The organism is Jiella flava (assembly GCF_017349315.1).
GTDB classification, from domain to species: domain Bacteria; phylum Pseudomonadota; class Alphaproteobacteria; order Rhizobiales; family Rhizobiaceae; genus Jiella; species Jiella flava.
The window spans coordinates 235,014-254,147 of the sequence record NZ_JAFMPP010000006.1 but is presented as its reverse complement, the minus strand read 5'-3'; the positions used below and the strand labels follow the sequence as shown (position 1 = coordinate 254,147).

At 63.4% G+C, this 19,134-nt stretch carries 17 protein-coding genes and 1 other RNA gene; 8 read left to right on the top strand and 10 right to left on the bottom strand.

Annotated elements, in window-relative coordinates:
* Positions 1 to 249: 249 nt before the first annotated feature.
* The 4 genes from radC to phaC all read right to left on the bottom strand — a co-directional run bounded on the left by radC (position 250) and on the right by phaC (position 4,533).
* Positions 250 to 978, bottom strand: a complete 729-nt coding sequence (gene radC, locus J1C48_RS09500; RefSeq protein ID WP_207257593.1) for a RadC family protein — start codon at positions 976 to 978, stop codon at positions 250 to 252.
* An 80-nt stretch (positions 979 to 1,058) separates the two neighbouring features.
* Positions 1,059 to 1,904, bottom strand: coding sequence for a type I methionyl aminopeptidase (map, locus tag J1C48_RS09495; RefSeq protein WP_207257592.1), 846 nt, complete (start codon positions 1,902 to 1,904; stop codon positions 1,059 to 1,061).
* Positions 1,901 to 2,617, bottom strand: a complete 717-nt coding sequence (gene sfsA / locus J1C48_RS09490) for a DNA/RNA nuclease SfsA (RefSeq protein ID WP_207257591.1) — start codon at positions 2,615 to 2,617, stop codon at positions 1,901 to 1,903. The genes map and sfsA overlap by 4 nt, the downstream gene beginning before the upstream one ends.
* Before the next feature lie 77 nt (positions 2,618 to 2,694).
* Positions 2,695 to 4,533 carry a class I poly(R)-hydroxyalkanoic acid synthase gene (gene phaC / locus J1C48_RS09485; RefSeq protein ID WP_207257590.1) on the bottom strand — a complete coding sequence of 613 codons (1,839 nt, stop codon included), beginning with the start codon at positions 4,531 to 4,533 and terminating at the stop codon, positions 2,695 to 2,697.
* Between the two features lie 348 nt (positions 4,534 to 4,881).
* Between phaC and J1C48_RS09480 the strand changes: the two genes are divergently transcribed.
* The 5 genes from J1C48_RS09480 (at position 4,882) to recJ (ending at position 11,217) form a co-directional block, all read left to right on the top strand.
* Positions 4,882 to 5,337: a hypothetical protein gene (locus tag J1C48_RS09480; protein WP_207257589.1), complete on the top strand. Its 456-nt coding sequence runs from the start codon at positions 4,882 to 4,884 to the stop codon at positions 5,335 to 5,337.
* A 59-nt stretch (positions 5,338 to 5,396) separates the two neighbouring features.
* Positions 5,397 to 6,614 carry an LL-diaminopimelate aminotransferase gene (locus J1C48_RS09475; RefSeq protein WP_207257588.1) on the top strand — a complete coding sequence of 406 codons (1,218 nt, stop codon included), beginning with the start codon at positions 5,397 to 5,399 and terminating at the stop codon, positions 6,612 to 6,614.
* A gap of 40 nt (positions 6,615 to 6,654) precedes the next feature.
* Complete coding sequence (locus J1C48_RS09470) at positions 6,655 to 7,959, top strand: homoserine dehydrogenase (RefSeq protein ID WP_207257587.1); 1,305 nt, start codon at positions 6,655 to 6,657, stop codon at positions 7,957 to 7,959.
* Between the two features lie 296 nt (positions 7,960 to 8,255).
* A complete protein-coding gene (glpX, locus tag J1C48_RS09465) occupies positions 8,256 to 9,239 on the top strand; it encodes a class II fructose-bisphosphatase (protein WP_207257586.1) in 984 nt (327 codons plus the stop codon).
* Positions 9,240 to 9,420: 181 nt separating this feature from the next.
* Entirely contained in the window at positions 9,421 to 11,217 is a 1,797-nt protein-coding gene (gene recJ, locus J1C48_RS09460; protein WP_207257585.1) for a single-stranded-DNA-specific exonuclease RecJ, read from the top strand.
* Between the two features lie 175 nt (positions 11,218 to 11,392).
* Here recJ and J1C48_RS09455 read toward each other — a convergent pair whose 3' ends face one another.
* The 6 genes from J1C48_RS09455 to J1C48_RS09430 all read right to left on the bottom strand — a co-directional run bounded on the left by J1C48_RS09455 (position 11,393) and on the right by J1C48_RS09430 (position 16,777).
* On the bottom strand, positions 11,393 to 11,761 hold the full coding sequence (locus J1C48_RS09455) for a helix-turn-helix domain-containing protein (RefSeq protein WP_207257584.1): 369 nt from the start codon (positions 11,759 to 11,761) through the stop codon (positions 11,393 to 11,395).
* A gap of 11 nt (positions 11,762 to 11,772) precedes the next feature.
* Positions 11,773 to 12,084 carry a hypothetical protein gene (locus J1C48_RS09450; RefSeq protein ID WP_207257583.1) on the bottom strand — a complete coding sequence of 104 codons (312 nt, stop codon included), beginning with the start codon at positions 12,082 to 12,084 and terminating at the stop codon, positions 11,773 to 11,775.
* Positions 12,085 to 12,087: 3 nt separating this feature from the next.
* A complete protein-coding gene (locus J1C48_RS09445) occupies positions 12,088 to 12,777 on the bottom strand; it encodes an acyl-homoserine-lactone synthase (RefSeq protein ID WP_207257582.1) in 690 nt (229 codons plus the stop codon).
* 880 nt (positions 12,778 to 13,657) lie between these two features.
* On the bottom strand, positions 13,658 to 14,389 hold the full coding sequence (locus tag J1C48_RS09440) for a LuxR family transcriptional regulator (RefSeq protein ID WP_207257581.1): 732 nt from the start codon (positions 14,387 to 14,389) through the stop codon (positions 13,658 to 13,660).
* A 317-nt stretch (positions 14,390 to 14,706) separates the two neighbouring features.
* Positions 14,707 to 15,894 (bottom strand): lytic murein transglycosylase, encoded by a 1,188-nt coding sequence (locus tag J1C48_RS09435; protein ID WP_343217690.1) that lies wholly within the window; start codon positions 15,892 to 15,894, stop codon positions 14,707 to 14,709.
* A 112-nt stretch (positions 15,895 to 16,006) separates the two neighbouring features.
* Positions 16,007 to 16,777: a glycoside hydrolase family 25 protein gene (locus tag J1C48_RS09430; protein ID WP_231081670.1), complete on the bottom strand. Its 771-nt coding sequence runs from the start codon at positions 16,775 to 16,777 to the stop codon at positions 16,007 to 16,009.
* Between the two features lie 319 nt (positions 16,778 to 17,096).
* Here J1C48_RS09430 and J1C48_RS09425 point away from each other — a divergent pair, with 319 nt between their 5' ends.
* From J1C48_RS09425 to rnpB, 3 genes are all read left to right on the top strand, one after another.
* Positions 17,097 to 17,810, top strand: a complete 714-nt coding sequence (locus J1C48_RS09425; protein WP_207257580.1) for a J domain-containing protein — start codon at positions 17,097 to 17,099, stop codon at positions 17,808 to 17,810.
* Entirely contained in the window at positions 17,807 to 18,640 is an 834-nt protein-coding gene (locus tag J1C48_RS09420; protein WP_231081669.1) for an N-acetylmuramoyl-L-alanine amidase, read from the top strand. Before J1C48_RS09425 ends, J1C48_RS09420 begins: the two co-directional genes overlap by 4 nt.
* A gap of 7 nt (positions 18,641 to 18,647) precedes the next feature.
* An RNA gene (rnpB, locus tag J1C48_RS09415) (RNase P RNA component class A) lies at positions 18,648 to 19,090 on the top strand.
* The last annotated feature ends 44 nt before the right edge of the window (positions 19,091 to 19,134 follow it).

Below are 19,134 nucleotides of genomic sequence, written 5' to 3'. Positions count from 1 at the left end.
CCATCACCGACCACACCCCGCAAGCCACCGGCGCGCGGGGCAAGCGGCGTTTTGACCGCCGCGCCTCCGGCAAAACGCAAAAAAAACGCCCCCAATCTCTCAAAAAACCCATCACAATCGGCCAAAAGCCCTCCCCCAAAAGCCCTTCCAATGATCGCCCCGAGGCGTCCGACCAAATGGCCACTCATTGCACAACGGTGCGGGCGCAAGGGGCCGGCAACGCCGTCACAGCGCGCGCCATCGCCCCGGTCAGATCAGCCGGAGCCCTTTCAGGCTGGCGTGGCTGTTCTTGCCGATGATGATGTGATCGTGGACCATCAAACCTAGCGGCTTGGCCGTTTCGATGATCGTCTTGGTCATCTCGATGTCGGCCCGCGAGGGTGTCGGATCGCCCGATGGGTGATTGTGGACGAGGATCAGCGCCGTGGCGTTCAGCTCCAGCCCGCGCCGAACCACTTCGCGCGGGTAGACCGGGGTGTGGTCGACCGTCCCGGTGCCTTGAACCTCATCGGCGATCAGCGCATTCTTCTTGTCGAGAAACAGAACGCGGAATTGCTCGCGCGCTTCAAAAGCCATCTGGGCCGTGCAATAATCGAGCACCGCCGACCATGACGACAACACTTCGCGCTGACGCACCGCCGAGCGCATCGCCCGCTTGTTGATCGCGGCGACGATCTGCAGGTCGAGCGCGACCGCGTCCTTCACGCCCTGCACTTCACACAGCCGCCGGCTCGGCGCGCCGAGCACTTCGGCGAGCGATCCGAACTGGGCAAGCAGCGCCTTTGCGATCGGCTTGACGTCCTTGCGGGCGATCGAGCGGAAGAGAATGAGTTCCAACAGCTCGTAATCGGCGAGGGCATCCGATCCCGCGGTCGCGAAGCGGTCACGCAGCCGGTCGCGGTGGCCATCGTAATGCCAGCCGCCGCCGCCAGCTCGCTTGGGTGCCGCGTCGACGCTGCGGTCTTCAAGGCCAGGCATTCTGCCGGCGTTCCCGTCGCACGCCCTCTTGCGGTCGTCGTCGTCGGGATCGTCGGAGCCCACCACCACGCCGCCGTCCGTTACGCCGCCGACGCGTGGGGGAAGTCAATGCCGGGCGTATCAAGCCCGCCGGGCGAATAGGTGAACACCTCGCAGCCGTCTTCGGTCACGCCGAGCGTGTGCTCATATTGCGCCGAGAGCGCGCGGTCGCGGGTCACTGCCGTCCAGCCGTCATTGAGGATTTTGACATGTGGCCGGCCGAGATTGATCATCGGCTCGATAGTGAAGATCATGCCTGGCTTCATTTCCGGACCTTCGCCGCGCCGGCCGTAATGCAGAATGTTCGGTGCGTCGTGGAATAGCTTGCCGACGCCGTGGCCGCAAAAGTCCCGCACGACCGAGCAACGCTCGCTTTCAGCATAGGTCTGGATTGCCTCGCCGATGTCACCGGTATGGCAACCGGGCTTGACCGCTGCGATGCCGAGAAGCAGCGAGCGATAGGTGACCTCGCATAGCCGCTCGGCGGCGCGCTTGACCTTGCCGACCGGATACATTCGCGAGGAGTCGCCATGCCAGCCATCGACGACCAGTGTCACGTCGATATTGACGATGTCGCCTTCCTTCAGCGGCTTGTCGTTGGGGATGCCGTGGCAGACGACGTGATTGATCGAGGTGCAGACGCTTTTGGTATAGCCGCGATAGTTCAGCGTCGCCGGCACCGCGTTATTGCCAAGGGCAAAATCATAGACGAAGTCGTCGAGCATCTGGGTGTTGACACCGGGCGCCACCAGCTCGGCGAGGCCATCGAGGCAGCGGGCGGTCAGCTGGCAGGCGCGGCGCATGCCGGCAAACGCCTCCGGCCCGTAAAGGCGGATGGCGCCGGTGTTGCGGATCGGGTTCGCCTCGGCCTCGAGATAGGTGGTCATGGTCGGCAGGTCTCGACGATCGGAAGTGTTGCGACGGGACTAATCCCACTTAAATGGATGTCGCACCGAACGGCATAGGCTTCAACCCCTCTTACGATCGCTTCCGTAAAGCCCTTGGTATAAGCGGGGTCGAGATCGGCCGAAAAGGCGAGGCGATCGCAGTCGGCGCGCTGGACAATATAGAGCATCACCGCCCGGTCGCCGGCTTCGACCTGCGCGGCGAGATCGAGCAGATGCTTGGCCCCGCGGGTGGTCACGCAGTCCGGAAACTCGGCGAGGCCGGGCGTGCGCATCAGGTGGACGTTCTTGACCTCGACATAGACCGGCCGACCGTGGTCATCCTGATAGAGCAGGTCGACGCGGGAATTGGCGGCATAGCGCACCTCGCGCCGGGCGGTGCCGAGGCCGGCAAGAGCCGGCACCAGCCCGGCGGCGATCGCCTCTTCGGCGAGACGGTTCGGCAGACCGGTGTTGATGCCGACCAGCGTGTCGTCCGCTTCGACGATTTCGAGTGTCAGCGGCAGCTTGCGCTTGGCGTTGGCCGAGCGCGAAAGCCAGACCCGCGAGCCCGGCGCCTTCAGCCCCAGCATCGCCCCGGGATTGGGGCAATGGACGGTGACGGGCGGGTCTTCGCCGTTGATCTCGACATCGGCGAGAAAGCGCTTGTAGCGTTGAACGAGGCGGCCGGGGATGAGGGGCGTTGGAAAGTCCATGGCCGGCGGTTAGCGCCCGGCGGCCATGGGGTCAATCGCACCGCGTGGTCTGGCCCGTCAAAACCGGTTCGCCTGCCTCACGCCTTGGCCTTGACGTAACTGCCCGGCGCGTCCTCGATCGGTTTCAGCCGCCGTCCGCCGGGCTTGCGGGCCTTGACCTGATCGCCTGACAGCGGCGTCAGCCACGCCAGCCAGTGCTCCCACCAGGAGCCGGGCGTTTCCTTGGCTGCGAGCAGCCAGTCCTCGAAACCGCCGGCCTCCTTCGGCGCCGGGCCCGTCCAGAACTGGTACTTGTTCTTCACCGGCGGATTGACCACGCCGGCGATGTGGCCGGAGCCGGTGAGGACGAATTCAACCTGCGAGCCGAAGGCCGCCGAGCCGAGGAAGACCGAGCGCGCCGGGGCGATGTGATCGTCCTTCGTGGCGAGATTGTAGATCGGCATCGTGACCTTCGAGAGATCGAGGCGCACGCCGCCGATCTCCATGCAGCCACGCGACAGGCGATTTTCCCAATAGCAATTGCGCAGGTAAAACAGATGGTTCGCCTTCGGCATGCGGGTCGAATCGGCGTTCCAGTAGAGCAGGTCGAAGGGCAGGGGCTCCTTGCCCCTGAGATAGTTGTTGACGAAATAGGGCCAGATCAGATCGCCTGAGCGCAAGAGGTTGAAGGCCGTTGCCATCTGCGAGCCGTCGAGATAGCCGCGCTGCTCCATCGCCCGCTCCAGCGAGTCGAGCTGCGCCTCGTCGACGAAGACTTTGAGATCGCCGGCATGGGTGAAATCGATCTGGGTGGTCAGAAAGGTGGTCGACTGGATGCGCTCGTCCCCCTTGGCCTTCAGATAGGCGAGCGAAGCGCCAAGCAGCGTGCCGCCGACGCAATAGCCGACGATGTTGATCTCGTTGACGCCGGTCGCTTTCTCCGCCGTGTCGAGACCGAAGACGATGCCCTCTTCGATATAGGCCTGCCAGTCCTTGTCGGCGTGGCGTTCGTCCGGATTGACCCAGGAGACAACGAACACGGTTAGCCCCTGCTGCACCAGCCAGTTGATCAGCGACTTCTCGGGATTGAGGTCGAGAATGTAGAACTTGTTGATCCAGGGCGGGACGATCAGCAGCGGCCGCTTGAACACGGTTTCGGTCTGCGCAGCATATTGGATGATCTGGCAGACCTCGTTCTGGGCCACCACCTTGCCCGCGGTGACCGCCATGTCGCGGCCGACTTCGTATTTCGTGTAGTCGGACTGGCGCAGGCGCAGATTGCCGTTGCCGGCTGCCATGTCCTCGGCAAAAATCGTCATGCCTTTGACGAGGTTCTCGCCATTCGAGGCGAGCGTCTCGCGATACAGCTCCGGATTGGTCATCACGAAGTTCGACGGCGCCAAGGCGTTGGAAATCTGACGCACATAGAACGCGGCCTTGTGCCTGGTATGCGGGTCGAGGCCTTCGGCGCGTTCGACGAGATCATCGGCCCAGCGGGTGGTGAGAAGATAGGCCTGCTTGATGAAATCGAAGAACAGGTGGTTGTTCCAGTCCTCGCCGGCGAAGCGCTTGTCGCCCTTGTCGGAATCGACCGGATGCATCGCATCTTCACCCGCCAGGCGCCGGATCGAATTGCTCCAGACCGACAGGTAGCTGGCGAAAAGATTGGTCTGTGCCTCCATCGCACGGGCCGGATCGGTCATCCAATATTCCGAGACCCGCGAGAGCGTGCGGACGATTTCGGACATCTGCACCGGGCCGCCATCGACGAACTCGCCCTTTTCGCGCGGGGCAACCCAGGCCGCGGCCGCCTTGCCGATCTGTTCCAGCATGCGCGCCATGTTGCGGGCGAAGGCCTCCGGGTCCTTCACCATGAACTCGTCCGCTGCCGGGCCCTCAAAACTGTCGGCGTCCGGTTTGTTTGCCTTGGTCGACATCGATGCGTTTTCCTCCCTGGTGCGAGTTCGTCAGCGGCCTTGATCGGCGCAGCGCTCCCGTCGTGCGAGCTTGGTGTTCGAGCCGGCGCGGGATTTCTTGCCACCGCGACATGAAACGAACGCTCTCTTCTTTGTAAATGCCGTTGCCGTAGGATATGACACAGGCGTTGCCGATTTGAAGCGGGCCGCCAGTGTCGACCAAGGCATTGGAGCTATTCTTCGGTTTCGGTGGGGGGTGCCCGCCGGCTTTCGTTGCCGTAAAGGATTTCGTCGGACGATCATGTCAGTCCCGGTATCCCGATCGGAAACGCGGGGCTGGTGGTCGCCGGATGGGAAAGGCGTGACGGAATGACTGGTGCGATTGCAGCCCGCGCTCTGGCTCTTGCGACGCTCGCCGTCGTGGTCGCCGGCTGTCAGTCGGCCGACGAGCGCACAGGCGCGATGCAGGCCGCGAGTTTCCAGCGCGTGCCGCCGGACGGTCGATCCGGTCAGCGGCTTGGCCCGGATGGCTATCCGCTGCTCGGCGCCTATCCGAACGCCGCCGCGCCCCAGCTTTCCGATGCGACGGTGAAGGCTGGGCTCAGCCGCGCCGAAGCGATCGCCGCCCGCCGCAAGGGCGCAACTTCGTCGCGCAGCTATCAGGCGGAGATTGCTCGCTTGAAGCGGCTGCGGCGCCAGCAGCTTGCCGAGGTGAAGAAGGTCATGGCGCAAAAGCCGAGCACCACGCAGACCAATGTCGGCACGAAGGCCAAGCCCAGCCAATCGCCCGACGAGGTGCTGCGCCAGATCGAATCGGGCCAATAAAGACCAGCAGGCCTCATCTTTCGATGACATTCCCGGCATGGTGCCGGAGGACGAGAACCATGGAAGAATTTCACAAAGTCCGGCGCTTGCCGCCTTACGTCTTTGAAGAAGTCAATCGCCTAAAGGCCTCGGCGCGGGCCGGCGGTGCCGATATCATCGACCTCGGCATGGGCAATCCGGACCTGCCGACGCCGCAATTCGTCGTCGACAAGATGTGCGAGGTCATTCAGGATTCGCGCACCCACCGCTATTCGGCCTCCAAGGGCATCGCCGGGCTGCGTCGCGCCCAGGCCGGCTATTACGAGCGCCGCTTCGGCGTGAAGCTCAATCCGGCCACCCAGATCGTCGCGACCCTCGGCTCGAAGGAAGGCTTCGCCAATATGGCGCAGGCGATCACCGCGCCGGGCGACGTGGTGCTGTGCCCGAACCCGACCTATCCGATCCACGCCTTCGGCTTCCTGATGGCCGGCGGCACGATCCGGGCAATTCCCGCCAAACCCGATGCCGACTTCTTCACCGCCATCGATCGTGCCGTCCGGCATTCGATCCCGAAGCCGATCGCCATCATTTTGAACTACCCGTCCAATCCGACGGCCTATTGCGCCGATCTCGATTTTTATCGCGAGATCGTCGATTTCGCGCGCAAGAACGAGGTCGTCGTCCTCTCCGATCTGGCTTATGCCGAGATCTATTTCGACGAGGTGCCGCCGCCCTCTATCCTGCAGGTTGAGGGGGCGATGGACGTCGCCGTCGAATTCACCTCGATGTCGAAGACCTTCTCCATGCCCGGCTGGCGGATCGGCTTTGCCGTCGGCAACGAGCGGCTCCTGGCGGCGCTCGCCCGGGTCAAATCCTATCTCGACTATGGCGCCTTCACGCCGATCCAGGTGGCGGCGACCGCGGCCTTGAACGCGGGCGACAACGCGATCGGCGAAGTGCGGGCGATCTATCGCAAGCGCCGCGACGTCTTGGTCGACTCCTTCGGCCGCGCCGGTTGGGACGTACCGCCGCCGGCGTCGACGATGTTTGCTTGGGCGCCGATTCCACCGACCTATCGCCATCTCGGCTCGCTGGAATTTTCCAAGCTGTTGATCGAGAAGGCCGAGGTCGCCGTCGCGCCGGGCATCGGTTTCGGCGAGCATGGGGATGACCATGTTCGTATCGCGCTGGTCGAGAACGAGCATCGAATCCGTCAGGCGGCGCGCAATCTTCGCCGGTTTCTTGCCACCGGCGGCGAAGACAGGCAGAACGTCGTCTCGCTGCACGCTCGGTCCTGAGCGGCGCGCACCCCTTTCTTGTAAAGACGACGAGACTGTCATGAAAAGCGAATTGCGGCTCGGCATCGCCGGGCTCGGCACCGTCGGCGCCAATGTGGCGCAGCTGATCGAGCGCAAGAGCGATCTCCTCGCCGAGCGCGTCGGTCGCAAGCTGACCGTCACCGCGTTGTCTGCCCGCAGACGGGAGAAGAGTCGCGGCTTCGACACCGCCGGTATGGCGTGGTTCGACGATCCGGTCGCGCTCGCCCGTGAGGGCGAGATCGACGCCTTCGTCGAATTGATCGGCGGGTCCGACGGCGTCGCTCGTGAGGCGGTCGAAGCAGCCTTGCAGCGTGGCATTCCGGTGGTCACCGCCAACAAGGCGCTGCTCGCCCATCACGGCGTCGCGCTTGCCCGTTTGGCGGCAGGGAACGGCACCGAGATCCTGTTCGAGGCGGCGGTCGCTGGCGGCATTCCGATTATCAAGACGATGCGCGAGGCGCTCTCGGGCAACGAGGTCTCGCGCGTGTACGGCATCTTGAACGGCACCTGCAACTACATGCTGACCCGCATGGAGAAGGAGGGCCTGACCTTCGATTCCTGCCTGAAGGACGCCCAGGATCTCGGCTACGCGGAGGCTGATCCGACCTTCGACATCGGCGGCTTCGATGCCGCTCACAAGCTGGCGATCCTGACTTCGCTTGCCTTCGGCACCGAGATTTCGCTGGAGAGCATCTTCGTCGAAGGCATCTCGAAGATCACCGTCGACGACATCAACGCCGCCGCCGAACTCGGCTATCGCATCAAGCTGCTCGCCGTTTCGTTGCGCACCGACAGCGGCACCGAGCAACGGGTGCATCCGGCGATGATTCCGGCGCGCTCGGCGCTGGCGCAAGTCGACGGCGTCACCAATGCCGTCGCCGTCGACAGCGATCTGCTCGGCTCGATCCTTTTGGCCGGCCCGGGAGCCGGTGGTTCGGCGACGGCCTCGGCCGTCCTCTCCGACATCATGGATGTCGCCGGTGGCTTCGTTCCGCCGACGCTCGGCCTGCCGCCGTCGCGTTTGCAGCCCTATGTCCGGGCTCGGATGCGGGCGCATGAGGGCGGCTATTACATCCGTCTCTCGGTCTTCGACCGGGTCGGCGCCTTTGCCTCGATCGCCAACCGCATGGCCGAAAACGGCATTTCGCTGGAGTCGATCGTTCAGCGCAAGGCCGATCGCCAGAAAGGCGAGGGAACCGCACCCGTCGTGCTCGTCACGCATGAGACAACGGAAGCGGCGATTCGCGCCGCGCTCGGCGCCTTGTCGAAGGACGGTCATCTGAGCGGCGAGCCGCAGATGATTCGCATCGAAGATCTCGACTGAGCGTACACCGGCGATCGGCGGAAGGCCGCAGCTTGGCCGATGACGGTGGCTCGCGGCGACGCCACTGAGAGCGTCTTCCGCCTCTCGAAAAACGCCGCTGGCTGACATCGGACGGACATGCAGCCGCGGCATATCGGTGGCTGGCGATCAAGGTTGCACATGGCCTTGGGCGCCGGCCTAGCTGTATCTTGGAGCGATGACGTCGGCGAAAATCCGCTATAGGAAGGCTCCAATAGCGGACTCGGCGCGGGCGGCGCCATCGCTCGAAATGGAAAAGCGGCAGGGGAAACGAGGCAATGATCCAGGCGATCGGCGATCAAGACGACAATCTCAGCCGCATTCTGTCGCTCGAACTGGCCCGGGTCACCGAACAGGCGGCGATCGCTGCGGCGCGGTTGCGCGGCCGAGGCGACGAAAAGGCCGCCGATCAGGCCGCCGTTGACGCCATGCGCTCGGCGCTGAACCAGATCGCCATCGACGGCACCGTGGTGGTCGGCGAAGGCGAGCGCGACGAGGCGCCGATGCTTTACATCGGCGAAAAGGTCGGGCTCGGCGGGTTGAAGGTCGATATCGCCCTCGATCCGCTCGAAGGTACCACGGTCTGCGCCAAGAACCTGCCGAATTCGCTGGCCGTGGTGGCCATGGCCGAAAATGGCAGCCTGCTGCAGGCGCCGGACGTCTATATGGAAAAGATCGCCATCGGGCCCGGCTATCCAAAGGGCATCGTCGACCTCGCCGCCTCGCCTGAAGCCAATCTCAGCGCTCTCGCGGAGGCCAAAGGCGTGAAGATCACGGATCTGACCGCCTGCATTCTCGATCGCCCGCGCCACGCCCAGCTGATTGCGGCCGTGCGCGAAGCCGGCGCAGCGGTGCGGCTGATCGGCGATGGCGATGTTGCCGGCGTGATCCACACCACCGATCCGGAAGAAACCGGCATCGACATCTATATGGGGATCGGCGGGGCGCCGGAGGGCGTTCTGGCCGCAGCCGCCCTGCGCTGCACCGGCGGCCAGATGCAGGGGCGGCTGCAGCTCAACACCATCGACAAGCGGATGCGGGCCGAGCGTATGGGCGTCGGCGATCCGGACAAGATCTACACGACCGAGGAGATGGCTTCGGGCGACGTTGCCTTCGCGGCGACCGGAGTGACCGACGGCAATCTGCTCGACGGCGTGCGCTTCTATCAGGGGCGGGTGACGACCCATACCTTGCTGATGCGCTCCTTCTCCAAGACGATCCGCGAGATCCGTGCCCATCACCATCTTGGCGACGACGTCTGAACGGCGGTGCTCGTCACCGGAGCGGCCCGGGATATCCCTTCGGTCGGATGGCGACCTGTGCGATGCTGACATGACGACGGAAGTGGGGAAACTTCCCGCGCCGTCGGCCGGACGCATTGGACGCCGGCGAATGTTTCGAACACCCCATTTTTCACGGACGGAATGGCAATGACGAGAGCCAATGGCTGCAGCCGGTAAAGCGTTTCTAGGGGTCGAAACCTCGGTGTCCGGCCGGCGCTGGATCAGCGCCCTCGACCTGCGTGCCGAAGCCCAGGCGCTGGCGATGGCACAAAAGCTCGGCCTGTCTGATATCGTTGCCCGGGTGCTGTCGGCGCGCGGCGTCACCGCCGACATGTCTGAACGCTTCTTAGAGCCGAAGCTGCGCAGCGAAATGCCCGATCCGTCGGCGATCACCGATATGGACGTGGCCGCCGTCCGCCTTGCCGAGGCTGTGCGGCGGCGGGAGACGATTGCGATCTTTGGCGACTACGATGTCGACGGGGCCGCGTCCGCGGCGCTCCTGTGGCGCTTCCTTGCCCATTACGGGCTCGACCCGATAATCCGTATCCCCGATCGAATCACTGAGGGCTATGGTCCCAATCCGCAAGCCATCATCGAACTGGCGGAAAGCGGCGCGACGTTGCTCGTCACGGTCGATTGCGGAACGGCGAGTTTTGACACCGCCTCCCAGGCGCGACGTCTAGGCCTCGACGTCGTGGTGCTCGACCATCACCAGACGGGCGCGGCGATCCCCGATGTCGTCGCGCTGGTCAATCCAAATCGTCAGGACGATCTGTCGGGCCTTGGCCATCTTGCCGCGGCCGGCGTCGTCTTCATGGCACTGGTCGCGACGCGCAGGCTGCTAAGCGCCAATCCCGCTATCACTGTCCAACCGCCCGATCTCATGCGCCTTCTCGACCTCGTGGCGCTGGCGACGGTGTGCGATGTCGTTCCGCTCAAGGGGCTTAACCGCGCTTTTGTGGTCCAGGGCCTGTCGGTGATGCGACGCAACGAGAATCCCGGCCTTGCCGCGCTCTGCCGGATTGCCCGCCTATCCGGCCCGGTGCGGTCCGGGCACCTCGGCTTTCTGCTCGGTCCGCGCATCAATGCCGGCGGACGGATCGGCGATGCGTCGCTCGGCAGCCGGCTTCTCTGCCTCGACGATGCGACGGCGGCCGACGCCATCGCCGAGCGCCTCGACATGTTGAATGCCGAGCGCCAGGCGATGGAGGCGCGCATGCTGGCCGAAGCCGATGCGGAGATCGCCGCCGAGATCGGTCAGGGCGAGGGGCCGCCGGTGCTGGTCGCCGCCTCTTCCAACTGGCATCCCGGCATCGTCGGACTGATCGCGGCCAGGCTGAAGGAGCGTTATCGCCGGCCGGCCTTCGCCATCGCCTTGGACGATCATGGTAAAGGCACAGGCTCCGGTCGCTCGGTGGCGGGGATTGACCTTGGGCGCATGGTGCGCGCGGCGGTCGAGCTCGGCATCGCGGAAAAGGGCGGCGGGCATATGATGGCCGCAGGCCTGACGGTTCGGCGCGAGCGATTAGGCGAGCTGCGTTCGCATCTTGAAGCGGCGGCGGCCGACGACTTCGCATCCGCCCGCGCGGCGGACGGTCTGAAGATTGATGCCGCCGTGAGTGCCGCCGGACTGACCGTGTCGCTCTACGAGATGTTGGAAAAGGCCGGGCCCTTCGGCTCCGGCCATGACACGCCGGTTCTTGCCGTCGCGCGACACCGCGTCGTCGACGCGCGAATTGTCGGCAATGGCCATGTGGCGGTTCGGCTGCGCGGTGAAGACGGGGCCATGATCCGTGCCATCGCCTTCAAGGCGGCCGGTAGCGCTCTTGGTGATCTTCTCCGGTCTGATCAGTCACAGCCGCTGCATGTCGCTGGCAGTGTCGCCGCGGATCACTATCGCGGCGGTCAGGAGGTCAGCTTTCGCATCAGCGATGCGGCGATCGCGAAATTCGTTTGATCAAGCCGCGTGCGTCCGATCAAGCCGTGTGCATAGACACACACGGCTGAAAGACGATGCGAAGCCCGTCCAGCTTCGCAGGGTGCGCAGAGGCCTGCGCGTTGTCTGAATCGTCGTCCACCGGTCGCAGTTCGATCGGCGACGATTACCGGGAGGTCGCGTGCAATACGCGGCTTTATTCGACCGTTTCGGTGGCCGGGGCAAGCGACGCGAGTAGGGCGTCGATCGCGCGCCGCGTCTCGGGCGTCAGCGCCTTGAGATTGCGCAGCATGCGGAGGTCGGCCTTCGACAGCGTGGGATAGGCCTCAAAGGTCGGCATTTCTTCGAAGAACCAAGTCACTTCCCGGCCGAGAGTATCGGCGATCTCGCGCAGACGACCCGCGGAGATACGGTTCAGGCCTTTCTCGTACTTCTGGACTTGCTGGAAGGTGATGCCCAGCGCTTCGGCCAACTTTTCTTGGGACATGCCCGTTTCGAGGCGTGCGAGCCGGATACGGGCGGCGATTTGGCGATCAATGTCAGATGCAGCTTTGGAGTTACGCATGTTTGACTATCTTACTGGTTTTGCCGCCCCGTTTCCTCCGCCAGTATGGTGACTGCCAGAGAAACCGCGGCGGCGGCTTCTGGAGAGCCATGCTCTAGCTCAGGAATTGCATAATTCAAAGCATGCAATAGTGCATTTCGATTAATCGTGTGTCTTGGAAGTGACCGTTCGGGGATCACCAGTCGGTCGTCACAATGCCAGATAGCAAGCTCGATCATATTTGCCGCTTCACGGGAGACTCCGCGGACCGCAGACAAGCTAGAGACGAGAAAATGTGCGGCTTCGCGGCTAGGAGATAACTGCATGGCACTCTCGGAGAGCATGGTTTACTCCCCCTCCGAATTGGCAGGATTTCCGTTGACCTCGGTGGACTGCGTCTCCTCGTGGATGCGAGAATGTGTCACACCTGCAACGGGAGGAAAAGCAAATTCCGAACTGGGCTTCGATGGATGCGGAAGATTAGCTTCGACGGACAAAATAGGTCGATCAATTTGAAAGAGCGACCGGCTGATGCGAATCGTTTCTTCGGTGGCGACCGCGAAAATGACCGCAAGAGGCTTGCCATCGTAAATTCGCGGGACATTCAGGGGATGGACCTGCCAGCCGGTTTCCAGCAGGCGCGTGACCAACTTCGGATGAGTTTGCACAATAAGGCCCCGCAGGCCAAGAGCAATAACCGCCTCGGCAACACCGACGAAAACCAGATTGTTGGCGCTCACCCCATTGTTGTCCGCGATTTCCGGCTCGCCGACGCAGCGGGTCCATTCGAAGATGTCGTCGGCACGGGGCCAGATGGCGCCGTCCATGAGCTCGGGATAAACATCGGACAACAGATGCGGCTGGTCGGTGCGCAGAAGCCGCGTATAGCCGCGGACGATGCCGTCGAGCACCAAAGGCAGATGAACGGCGTTGTCACCGTCGAACTGATCGATTTCGCGCGCGTCGGGTTTGCGCAACGCGTGCCATTGGAAGCGGTCGACGAAATGCCGATGCCGAAACTTCCAGACTTGTTCCATCGTATCCCCGTGACGGGACATGTTGGCGGACGTCACCATTCTCATCATGACGCATGTCTCCCAAGAAAACTTTGAGTTTCATGCGCCGAGAATGGCTGTTTTCAAATGCCGGGATTTCCCTGTATTGACAAATGGAAAAGTTTAATTCCGTAACGTTAAAGAAAGGCAGCGGCGTCGGGACTTTCGGCTCACGCCGACCGAGAATCTAAGGTTTGGATCAGCGCTTGACAGGCGCAGCGTTAACCACTGCCGAGCGGTGGATCTCGGCTTTATCAGGCGCATTAGAGCGCCCTGCGTCCGATCGGGCGCAGAAAGGTCACTCTCACCCTTTGAATCGACGCATCTTGCTTTGCCGATAATCAATTCTAATTTTCGGGCCGATGCCGCAGATGTAGCATACGCGAAGTAAAGGCAAAGGCCAAGTCCGGGTGAATTTGTTCAAGCGCCGGGTGTTTCAGCGCAGCGGCCGGTGCCCGACGGCAACGTCGCCGTGAGCGCCGTTGTCGGCTGTGGCGGTCTCTCGGCTTTGCGGCATTGCAAACTCGTCGGCGCCCCAGCTGCGGCCACGGCACGCATCGCGCGTCGCTCACGCGCAAGACGAGCCGACTGCAAAGAGCGGGGACGCGCTGGCCGCGTCACGGCTTTGGGCCGAAAATCGCAATCGATTTTCGGCCGGCACGCGGATGCGTCAGTTCAAAGATTGCGCGGACCCTCGTCGGTCCTTGGGGTTGCATGGGGATACGCGGCATGCATGGTGCGCCAGAGCCACGCTAACGGGCTCGAGCGTTGCCGCGTGAGATCGAAACGAGAGAATCTCCCGAGCTTTCATTTGAACGCAATTCCAAGCGCAGAACCGGTTCCAATTTGTATTGGAATTGATTTAGGTGATCTGCCGCTGGCGAATACTTTCGGCCACGAGCTGGGCCCGATTGATCGCGCCGACTTTCAAGCACGCGTTACGCAAATACGCTTCGACGGTCTTTTCCGCCAAGCCCGTGATGCGGCCGATCTCCCAGTTGGTCTTGCCTTCGGCGCACCACAGCACGCATTCACGCTCGCGCGAGGACAGCGGCGCCCGACAACCGTCCAGGGCGTTGGTCTTGACCAAGAGGCGCTTGATCTGGCTGTGGGCGTAGATCGCAATCATGTGTAAGGCGCCGCGGTCGCGATCCTGCAACTCGATGCGCTCGCCGCCGAAGGTGACAACGGCGGAGAGCCCGTCATGGGAATAGATCGGCACGGTGAAGCCCTTGTGCATGCCGAACTCGGTCGCTTCGTTCATCACCTGCTTCGATTTGCGGCTGAGCGGCTTATCGCGACAGGCTTCGTCCCAGGTAAACGGCTCGTCCGACTGATGCGTGCGGGCGATGATCGGATCAACATGGACATAGTCACGGGAAATGTAACGGGAGAACCATTCCGGATTCCACCCCGACAGCAGGAAGTACGGCTCGATGGACTCGCCGGGCTGCGGCAGACCGGAGATCCCAAAGCTCGAAAAGCCGAAAACTTGAACGGTCTTAAACAGTTCGTTCGCGATCGCCTCCTGATCTTCCAGGTGTTGCACGCAATCGACGAACCGAAACATCGCTTCCGTGTTGGAGTGACTCATGGCGGTCTTCGATTCCCATAGAGTTTGTTCATGAGAACAACGATTTAGTTGTTACGTCAACGCAAAATACAAAATTGCTCGACGATCAAGCTGCAAAGCATTCGATCGTAAGGCGATTGGGGTCACGGGGGCGATTTCCGATCTGCAGCTGCGACGAAAAGGCAAGGAAGCTTACGTTTCAAGCGGCAAAGAATGAAAGCGAAACGGATTCATCTGACGCAAGGTGCATTACAAATAAATGCAACCTTCCTCTGGGTCTGTCCAGCTTTTGTCGATGTGGCGGGGGACGGCCGGGCTTGAGCCTGTGAACGCAGCGTCTACAGCTTCTGCAGCAGCGATGCGGTCGGCCAGCCGTCGGCCGGCAGGCCGAGGCGGATCTGTTCCTTGCGCACGGCTTCGCGTGTCTTCTCGCCGACAATGCCATCGACGCCGCCGACATCGTATCCAAGAGCGATGAGTCGCTTTTGCAGCTGCTGGGTCTCTGCGACCGATAGGCCGGGCTCCGGTTGCCCCATGTCGACCGGCGCTGCGCCGTCGAGGCGGGTGGCGAAATAGGCCGCCGTCAGCGAATAGGTGAGCGACTTGTTCCAGGCGAGATAGATCTCGAAATTCGGGAAAGCCAGGAAGGCGGGACCGCTGCGACCCATCGGCAGAAGCAGCGCCGCGGACAGGTTATCGTTTTCCAGCGGCGCGCCGTCGGCCTTGGTGACGCCCAGGGCGGCAAAGCTCGAGCGCGGCTCCTTGTCAGCCAGGCCTGAGCGCTGCCAGGGGAAATTCGCCGGAACCTTGACGGCCTCCAGCCAGGGCTCGCCGCGCCGCCAGCCGAGCGAAGCGATGTATTTGCCGGTGGTCATCAGCACGTCCGGCGTATCGGTGCGCAGATTGATGCTGCCATTGCCGTCTTCGTCGGTGCCGAATTTGACGTATTCCTCCGGAAGGAGCTGCGTCTGACCGATCTCGCCGGCCCAGGCGCCGCGCATCTGGCTGGGTTTCAGATAGCCCTTGTCGACGAGTTCGATCGCCGCCATCAGATGAGGCCTGAAGAGATCGGGGCGCCGACAGTCGTGGGCGAGGGTGGCGAGAGCCGACAGGGTGTCGAAATTGCCGAGCACTGCGCCGTAATCGGTCTCCAGCCCCCAGAAGCTGGCGATCACCGGTCCCGGCACGCCGGTCTCGGCTTCGACATGCTTGAAGGTGCTGGCGTATTTGGCGAGGTTCTCCTTGCCTTTGCGCAGCCGGTAGCCATTGACCATCCGCGTGGCGAACTGGCGCCAGTCCTGGGCGAAGACGCCCTGGGCGCGGTCGCGCTCCAGGACCTTCGGATCTTCCTGCATATTGGCGATCGCCTCATCGACCGCGGCTTTCGACATGCCCTTGGCGAGGGCTTCCTGGCGCACGCCGTCGAGAAACGTCTTGAAGTCTCCACCGCATTGCTGCGCGCTGGCGGCGAGCGTTCCGGCCAAGAGAAGGGACAGGGCGACGGTGAGGCGCGGCATGGACTTCATCGATAAGACTCCCGAGTGATCGAAAACTCTCTCAAGCGCCGCGCGGCCGGGAGGCCGGGAGACGCGCGCTTTGACAGCGCGGTTACCGCGTCTTGCCAGCTGAATGAAGTCCTTATGCGACGAGATGGGCCCGCAACCACGTGATCCAGTCGCGCCGGGTGCCGGCAAAGGCGTTGCGGTCGACCTCGCCCTGCACGCCCGGCACGGTGCCGGTGGCGGTGTATTGCCAGAACCGGAATTTGCGGCCCTCATAGACGTCGTCCGGATGATCCTTGACCGCGCGCACCCAGAATTCGTGGTCGGGAAAGGCGCCGACCAGCCGGTCGCGGTGGACGTCGATCGGCACGTAGAGGATCGGGCGCTGGCCGTAATGTTGCTCAAGAATGCGTGACATCGCGCCGACCTCGCGGACCAGAACGTCGCGGGGCGGACGGATGGTGCAGGTCGGCGAAAACGGCGTCCATTCGATGTCGATCACCGGGGGAAGAGAGCCGGTCTGCTTCGGAACGTTCTGGATGAACCATGCCGCCTGTTCGTCGCCGGGCCGGCAGTGATACCAAAAATGGTAGGCGCCGCGCGGCAGCCGGGCTGCCCCTGCGCCCCGCCAGTTGGCCTTGAACCGTTCGTCCAGCCGGTCGCCGCCTTCCGTCGATTTCAGCCAGGCAAAGGCGACGCCGCCGTCGCGGGCCGCGTCCCAATCGACGTCGCCCTGATATTTGGCGACATCGATGCCGTGCATGGGATAGTGATGCGCCGCTTCCACCGCGAGGTTGGACAGTCCGAGGCCGTCGACGCTCAACGGAGTCGAGCGGCAGCCGGCAAGAGCGGCGGTGGCGGTCAACCCGGCGAGAAACGAGCGCCGGGAGGTGGCGAAAGAGCGCACGGTTTTTATCGTGTCGCGCCCTCCGTCTGCCCGCCAACCGGTGTCCGGTTGGCGATGACGATCGTTTCGATTGCTCACGGCCAAAGTCTCCCCCAGCTCCGTATCGCCTTGAAATTCTGCCTGAATTCGTCCCCGTTTCGCAATTGCTGCAAAGTCACAGCAACGCCCCGAGGATGACGAAAAGCGGCACGTTTCAATGGTCAGTCAACACGAACGGCTTGACCGTGGCTGACCGAGGCGCGATACGGCCCACTTGTTTGCGTTGCGCCGTGCAAAGATCAATACTGTATGAAGACGCGAAGCGGACCGTTGAAGGCCGATGGCAATCTTCTCAACTCTAAGTGCCTTGCTGCAGTCGATTCCGGCGGCCGGACGGACCACCGTCGAAGCCGTGATCGAGGCCATCCGCTCGCTGTTTGCCGGCGACCGCGAGACCCGGCGCAAGGTGGCCTTCTCGGTGGCGATCATCGCGCTGTCGGCGAAGATGGCCAAGGCCGATGGCGTGGTGTCGCAGGCAGAGGTTGCGGCCTTTCGGCAGATCCTGGAAATTCCCCCGGAGGAAATGCGCAACGTGTTCCGGCTTTATGACATCGCCAAGCAGGACATCGCCGGCTTCGACGCCTATGCCGCGCGGCTGCGGGCGCTGTGCGAGGATGAGAACGGCAATTGCCAGCTGCTTGGCGACGTGCTCGACGCCCTGTTTCATATCGCCAAGGCGGACGGCGTCATCCACGAGGGCGAACTCGCCTTCATCGAGGAGGTCGCGTCGATCTTCGGCCTTGATCGCCGAGCCTTCGAGCGGCTGCGCGATCGTCATATCGCCGGGCCGGACAATCCCTTCGCCGTGTTGGGGCTGCCGAGCGATGCGACCGCCGCCGAAGCGCGCAAGCAGTATCTCTCGCTGGTCAAGGAAAACCATCCTGATCGGCTGGCGGCGCGCGGCGTGCCGGACGAGTTCATGTTCATCGCCTCAGAACGGATGAAGGCGATCAACGCGGCCTATTCCAAGATCGCCAAGAGGCAGGCGGCTTGATCCCCGATAGTGCGCTGGTCGACGAGGTCAGGCCCTCGCCGAATATCAACCTCCGACGCGTGCCGATCGGTCCGCAGATGCTGATCCTCCACTACACCGGCATGGGGTCCGGCGAGGCGGCGGTGCGCTGGCTCGAGGATCCGGCGAGCGAGGTGTCGTGCCACTATGTCGTCCACGAAGACGGGCGGATCGTCCAGATGGTACGTGAGGCCGATCGGGCGTGGCATGCCGGTGCCGGCAGTTGGCAGGGCGTGTCCGACGTCAACTCTCTGTCGGTCGGGATCGAGATCGTCAATCCGGGCCATGCTGCCGGATCGCCGGACTTTCCCGACGCGCAAGTCGACGCCGTCATCCGGCTGTCGGGCGAGATCGTCGAGCGCCACCGGATCGTTCCGGAGCGTGTGCTCGGCCATTCCGATATCGCGCCGGCCCGCAAGCAGGACCCTGGCGAGAAATTTCCGTGGAGCCGGCTGTTCGCCGCGGGCCTCGGTCATTTTGTTACGCCGGCATCCTTTTGTGACGGGGCCCTTCTTCGTCAGGGCGACGAGGGGCTTGCCGTGCGCGACTTTCAGCGGCGTCTTGCGGCTTATGGTTACGAGGTCGCTCCCTCAGGTCGGTTCGACGACGCGACGGCCGTCGCCACGGCCGCCTTCCAACGGCATTTCCGCCCTGCTTTGGTCGACGGCGTTGCGGATGTGTCGACGCAGCGGACGCTGTCGCGCCTGATCGCCGCGCTGCCGGCCGAGCGCTATTGCCCGCGGGCTCTCAAACGACTGGCCTGTGGGGACGGCGATCGGGCGATTGACATTGCCGGCGCGGTGGCCGACTGAGGCACGGTCAGCCGGCCGGGCGACCGCTCCCGTCAGATGCCGAAAGGCGGCGGGGGAGGAAAGTCCGGGCTCCACGGAGAGACGGTGCCGGATAACGTCCGGCGGGGGTGACCCTAGGGAAAGTGCCACAGAGAGCAGACCGCCCCGCCTGCAGTTCGGCTGGATCGGCCTCGCCAAGACGGGACCGAGCCGAAGTGTCGGCGGGGTAAGGGTGAAAGGGTGGGGTAAGAGCCCACCGCGGCGCTGGCAACAGCGGCGGCATGGTAAACCCCACCGGGAGCAAGACCGAATAGGAACGACGTGACATGGGATCGTCTCCCACTGTCAGCCTCTCTCCGGGCCGGTCGTTCGGGTAGGTTGCTAGAGGCGGCTCGCAAGGGTCGTCCCAGAGGAATGGTCGCCGGGCGGCTCTGCCGCTCACAGAACCCGGCTTACAGGCCGGCTGACACCACTTCGCGCTTGCAACCTCTCAGGGTTCCGGCGTTTTCGGCCTG

Coding starts and splice junctions, on each gene's coding strand:
- radC (WP_207257593.1), bottom strand. CDS start 978: ATGCCTGGCCTTGAAGACCGCAGCGTCGACGCGGCACCCAAGCGAGCT.
- map (WP_207257592.1), bottom strand. CDS start 1,904: ATGACCACCTATCTCGAGGCCGAGGCGAACCCGATCCGCAACACCGGC.
- sfsA (WP_207257591.1), bottom strand. CDS start 2,617: ATGGACTTTCCAACGCCCCTCATCCCCGGCCGCCTCGTTCAACGCTAC.
- phaC (WP_207257590.1), bottom strand. CDS start 4,533: ATGTCGACCAAGGCAAACAAACCGGACGCCGACAGTTTTGAGGGCCCG.
- J1C48_RS09480 (WP_207257589.1), top strand. CDS start 4,882: ATGACTGGTGCGATTGCAGCCCGCGCTCTGGCTCTTGCGACGCTCGCC.
- J1C48_RS09475 (WP_207257588.1), top strand. CDS start 5,397: ATGGAAGAATTTCACAAAGTCCGGCGCTTGCCGCCTTACGTCTTTGAA.
- J1C48_RS09470 (WP_207257587.1), top strand. CDS start 6,655: ATGAAAAGCGAATTGCGGCTCGGCATCGCCGGGCTCGGCACCGTCGGC.
- glpX (WP_207257586.1), top strand. CDS start 8,256: ATGATCCAGGCGATCGGCGATCAAGACGACAATCTCAGCCGCATTCTG.
- recJ (WP_207257585.1), top strand. CDS start 9,421: ATGGCTGCAGCCGGTAAAGCGTTTCTAGGGGTCGAAACCTCGGTGTCC.
- J1C48_RS09455 (WP_207257584.1), bottom strand. CDS start 11,761: ATGCGTAACTCCAAAGCTGCATCTGACATTGATCGCCAAATCGCCGCC.
- J1C48_RS09450 (WP_207257583.1), bottom strand. CDS start 12,084: ATGCTCTCCGAGAGTGCCATGCAGTTATCTCCTAGCCGCGAAGCCGCA.
- J1C48_RS09445 (WP_207257582.1), bottom strand. CDS start 12,777: ATGGAACAAGTCTGGAAGTTTCGGCATCGGCATTTCGTCGACCGCTTC.
- J1C48_RS09440 (WP_207257581.1), bottom strand. CDS start 14,389: ATGAGTCACTCCAACACGGAAGCGATGTTTCGGTTCGTCGATTGCGTG.
- J1C48_RS09435 (WP_343217690.1), bottom strand. CDS start 15,894: ATGAAGTCCATGCCGCGCCTCACCGTCGCCCTGTCCCTTCTCTTGGCC.
- J1C48_RS09425 (WP_207257580.1), top strand. CDS start 17,097: ATGGCAATCTTCTCAACTCTAAGTGCCTTGCTGCAGTCGATTCCGGCG.